Origin of the sequence: Klebsiella sp. JN_Kp126 (genome assembly GCF_033843325.1) — a bacterium.
In the GTDB taxonomy this organism is placed as follows: Bacteria; Pseudomonadota; Gammaproteobacteria; order Enterobacterales; family Enterobacteriaceae; genus Klebsiella; species Klebsiella michiganensis.
This window is the reverse complement of record NZ_JAWXQV010000029.1, coordinates 1-926: the sequence shown is the minus strand read 5'-3', so window position 1 is coordinate 926 and position 926 is coordinate 1. Positions and strand designations below refer to the sequence as shown.

The 926-nt window shown below is 59.6% G+C and carries 1 protein-coding gene; it reads left to right on the top strand.

What is annotated here, in order from left to right:
* On the top strand, positions 1–926 hold a 926-nt coding region (locus SIK97_RS00970; RefSeq protein ID WP_348807476.1), incomplete at both ends, for a thiamine pyrophosphate-dependent enzyme.

Genomic DNA, 926 nt, shown 5'->3' with positions numbered 1-926 from the left:
CTGAGCATGGACGCAGTACAGAAAGCCAAATCCGGTCACCCGGGTGCCCCGATGGGTATGGCTGACATTGCCGAAGTCCTGTGGCGTGATTTCCTGAATCATAACCCGCAGAACCCGTCCTGGGCCGACCGCGACCGTTTTGTCCTGTCCAACGGCCACGGTTCCATGCTGATTTACAGCCTGCTGCACCTCACCGGTTATGATCTGCCGATTGAAGAGCTGAAGAACTTCCGTCAGCTGCACTCTAAAACGCCGGGTCACCCGGAAGTCGGCTACACCGCGGGCGTGGAAACCACCACCGGTCCGCTGGGTCAGGGTATTGCGAATGCGGTTGGTATGGCCATCGCGGAGAAAACTCTGGCGGCGCAGTTCAACCGCCCGGGCCACGACATTGTTGACCACTTCACCTACGCGTTCATGGGCGACGGCTGCATGATGGAAGGTATCTCTCACGAGGTATGTTCTCTGGCCGGTACCCTGAAACTGGGCAAGCTGGTGGCGTTCTATGACGACAACGGCATCTCTATCGACGGTCACGTGGAAGGCTGGTTCACCGATGACACCGCGAAGCGTTTTGAAGCCTACGGCTGGCACGTGGTGCGCGGCGTTGACGGTCACGATGCTGACTCGATTAAACGCGCGGTAGAAGAAGCGCGTGCGGTCACCGACAAACCGTCCCTGCTGATGTGCAAAACCATCATCGGTTTCGGTTCGCCGAACAAAGCCGGTACCCACGACTCCCACGGCGCGCCGCTGGGCGACGCGGAAATCGCGCTGACCCGCGAAGCGCTCGGCTGGAAACACCCGGCGTTTGAAATCCCGTCTGAAATCTATGCCCAGTGGGATGCCAAAGAAGCCGGCCAGGCGAAAGAGTCCGCGTGGAATGAGAAATTCGCCGCCTACGCCAAAGCCTTCCCGCAGGAAGC